Origin of the sequence: Streptomyces sp. LS1784, from assembly GCF_020103755.1 — a bacterium.
In the GTDB taxonomy this organism is placed as follows: Bacteria; Actinomycetota; Actinomycetes; order Streptomycetales; family Streptomycetaceae; genus Kitasatospora.
On the sequence record NZ_JAHSQD010000698.1, the window covers coordinates 1 to 3,786 of the forward strand.

Annotated in this window: 3 protein-coding genes; all 3 read right to left on the reverse strand. The window is 74.9% G+C overall.

Going from position 1 to position 3,786, the window contains the following annotated elements:
- Positions 1-729 (reverse strand): hypothetical protein (locus KS423_RS40780; protein WP_224284777.1); only part of this gene is annotated, 729 nt, incomplete at its 3' end.
- Positions 730-790: 61 nt separating this feature from the next.
- Positions 791-2,746 (reverse strand): ATP-binding protein, encoded by a 1,956-nt coding sequence (locus KS423_RS40785; protein ID WP_224284778.1) that lies wholly within the window; start codon positions 2,744-2,746, stop codon positions 791-793.
- A 197-nt stretch (positions 2,747-2,943) separates the two neighbouring features.
- Positions 2,944-3,786 (reverse strand): TetR/AcrR family transcriptional regulator (locus KS423_RS40790; protein WP_224284779.1); only part of this gene is annotated, 843 nt, incomplete at its 5' end.

The window sequence follows — 3,786 nt, forward strand, 5'->3', positions numbered from 1 at the left end:
GAGTGCGGCGAGCGCGCGGGCCCGCAGCAGGGCGCCCCAGCGCTGGTCGCGCTCGTCCAGCCGGCGCCCCTGCGCCTGCTCGGCCCGCTCGGCGGTGTCCAGCAGCTCCAGCACCTCCTCGTGCCGGCCCAGCAGGTGCAGGGTGCCGGCCCGGGCCTGGTGGAAGCGGAGCGAGACCGGCTGGCCGGCCGCCCGCATCCGGTTGGCCGCGGAGTCCAGGTAGTCCAGCGCCTCGGCCGCCCGGCCGTCGTCCTCCAGGGCGTCGGAGTACTCGCGGGAGAGGCAGTCGTAGCAGGCCCGGGCGGGCTCGATCCGGTCCAGCGTCTCGCCGACCACGGCGAGGCGCTCGGCCACGTACCCCGGCCCGTCGACCCGGGCGTGGCAGATCGCGAAGTCCTGCACCACGCAGACGGACTGCGGGCAGCCCGCCGTCTCCTCCCGGTGCGCGAAGTCCAGCAGGTCGACCGCCTCGGGCAGCACCGCCTCGCCCTGCTGGCGCTTGTTCAGCAGGTTCTGCATCCGCCAGTGCCGCAGGTAGACCTCGACCCAGGGCAGGCCGAGCGCCCGGGCGGCGGCCACCGCCTCCGGGTAGAGCGCGTCCAGCTGCTCGTTGCGCCCCTCGGTGGCGTGCTCGGGCAGCTCGATGATGGCGTCGGCCAGCCGGTGGTGACCGGCCTCGGCCAGCTGACGGTGGGTGTCGCGCACCCAGGCCCAGATGTCGGTGGTCATGCCTGTTCCCCCTGCGTCGTGCTGATGAGTTGTCTACCGCACACCCCTGACAATCCGTCCGTCACGACTCCTCCGCGAGGGCGCCGGGGCTGTCCGGGACCTCCGGCAGGCCGGCCGGGACGGCGGCGGTCAGGGCGGAGACCGCGGTGCCGATGCCGGTCAGCGCCGTGGTCAGGTCGCCCTCCGAGGGGCCGGACGAGGCCGCGGCCATGATCACCTTGATCGAGCGGAGCAGCCCGGCCGCGGTCGCGCTGCCGGTGTGCCCGCGGCGGTAGGCGGCGAGCAGGTCCTGGACCGCCGGACTGGCCAGGTTGAGGTAGAGCCGGGCCCGGACCCCACCGTCGGTGCGGGCCGTGAAGGCGCGGGCCAGCCGCAGGGCGGCGGACGGTATCCGGGCGTCCGCCTGGTCGTCCTCGATCCGGGCCTTCAACTCGGCCTCGCGGTCCGGCACCAGCACCAGCGGCAGGCCGGGCGGGTCGAAGCGGGCCGGGACGAGCTGCTCGCCCGGGTCGGCGAGGGCGCCGGCCAGCCAGGCCGACTCGTGCTCCGGCAGCGGGCGCTCCGGGTCGCGGAACAGCTCGCGGTTGCCCTGCTCGCTGCCCAGCTCGACCACCCGGCAGCCGCGCAGCTGGGCGTAGCGGCGCAGGAACGGCAGGACGGCGTAGCGGTCGCCGCGCGCGATCGGCACCCGCATCGCCCGGTACAGCATCTCCTCGAAGCCGCCGCCGCTGCCGAGCGCGACGTGCACCGCGCCGCCTCCCGCCGCGCGCAGCGCGCCGGCCGTGAGGTCGCCCTGCGAGGTGGGCACCGGGACGTCGTCGGCGAGCAGGGTGAACAGCCGCTCGTCGCAGAGCGCGGCGCCGAGCAGGTCGCTGCCGTGCCGGGTGAGGATGCGGCGCCAGGCGGCGGGCCGCAGCCGGGCGGTCTCGTACAGGCCGTCCACGATGGCGTCGGTGAGGACCTTCCGGAGCGCGTGGTAGTGCTCGTCGCGTTGGAGGTCCTCGCGGCTGGCGGTGGGGGTGAGCCGGTTGGACTCGACCACGCCGCCGATGAACCCGGCCCAGCGGGGCAGCAGGTCGCGGGCGTCCTCGGCGAGCAGCATGCCGCGCAGGTAGACGGCGAGGTCGCGGTTGTCGCTGCTGCCGTAGGTGCCGCCGTCCTGCACCCAGAGCAGACCGGCCGCGTCGGTGACGCCCTCGACCGGGTGCACCGGGAAGGCGGTGAGCGGCTCGAAGCGGCGGCCGAAGGCGGTGGCGAAGCGCATCCGGGCGGCGTACTGCTCACCGTCCGAGGGGCCACCCGAGTCGTCTCGGCCGAGGGCCGGGGTGGCCGGCGGGAGGGCCGATCGCCGCCAGGGCACCTCGACGGAGTTGACCGGCCGCTCGTCCTCGCCGACGTGGACCGGGATCGGCAGCAGCACGCAGTAGCGGCCGAGCACGTCGCGCAGGACGTCCTCGTCGGCGAGGTGGCCGTGCTCGGCCTTGAGCGCCAGCTCGACCACCGTGCCGGGACGGGGCCGGGCGGGCACCGGCTCGACCTGGTACTGCTCGCCGCCGCGGCTGCGGTAGCGGTGCCCGAGCAGCGGCTCGCGGTGCGAGGTGGTGGTGACGGTGACCTCGTCGGCGATCGAGAAGGCGGAGAGGAAGCCCAGGCCGAAGGCGCCGATCAGCTCCTGGTTGCCGGTCAGGTCGCGCAGCATCCGGGTGTAGCCGGTGCCGACGGTGGCCAGGTAGGAGTGGATCTCCGGTTCGGTGAGGCCGGCGCCGGTGTCCTCGATGGCGACGGTCCGCCGGGCGGCGTCGGCGCGCACCCGGATCAGCGGGCGGTGGTCGCCGTCCGGGTCCTCCAGGAGCCGTCGGGTGTGCGAGTCGTGCGCGTTCTGGACGAGTTCGCGCAGCGCGACCAGCGGGGTGGAGTAGAGGTGGGTGGCGAGGACGTTCACCAGGCCGCCGAGATCGACCTCGGTCGTGCGCAGCTCCTCGGCGGGGGTGGGCTCGGGCGGGGCACCATCAGACATGGGTCCCCAGTGTGCCAGTGCGACTATCTGGCGACCATTTCTTTCTTCTTGACGCCTTCCTGACGGAATGACGAAATGACGGAATGTAGTCAACTCTTAATTGACCGATCCTCCACTGTCAGGGGAACCGCCACCCGTTCGATGGAATTCGTCCACCCCCCGCACGTCCGCCGCCGGCCCCCGCCCAGGTGCCCCGCTCAGGAGAGACCGAGTACCGCCCGGCCGAGCCGTAGCAGGCAGTCCCCGAGGTCCGGCCGGGCACTGTGCGGACGGTTCCGCACCCCGTCGTTGACCAGCGCGAACAGCGCGTGCACCCGGATCCGGGCGGCCGCCGCGTCACACGTGGGGTGCACCTGCCGCAGCAGCCCGACCCAGGTGCGCAGGAAGTCCCGCCGGAAGTCCACCGCGGCCCGGCGGTCGGGCGGGGCCAGCCGCTCCGTCTCGCTGAGCATCGCGCCCAGGTAGTCCCCGTTGCGCAGCGCGAAGCCGACGTACGCGCCCAGCCCGGCCTCAAGCGCCGCCCCGGGCCCGGAGGCGGCCGCGATCGCGCCGTCCACCTCGTGCCAGAGCCGCTCGCGGCTGCGCACCAGCGAGGCGGCGAGCAGCTCGGCCTTGCTGTCGAAGTGCCGGTACACGCTGGGGCCGGAGATGCCGACGGCGGCGCCGAGCTGGTCGGTGCTGACGTTGTCGAAGCCGCGCTGGTGGAACAGCCGGACGGCCGCCGCGAGCAGCTCCTCCCGGCGCGCCCGCGGCCCGGGTTCCGGCACCGGTACGGCGGCGGGCCCTGCGACCGCACCCTCCAGGGAGACCCCGAGAACGGCCGCGACCATCTCGCGCAGCAGCGCCTCGGCCCGTCGGGGCTGCGGCGCCGCCGACTGGTAGGACAGCCCGGCGCAGGCCGAGAGTGCCGACCAGCAGAGCAACTCGGCGTCCCCTGTGGCGAGCTCCGGCCGTTCCGCGCGCAGCACGGCGACCATCAGGGCGACGTCGGCGCGCAGTTCGCGGCGCAGCGCCGCCCGCCGGGCCGGCGGCAGCAGCCG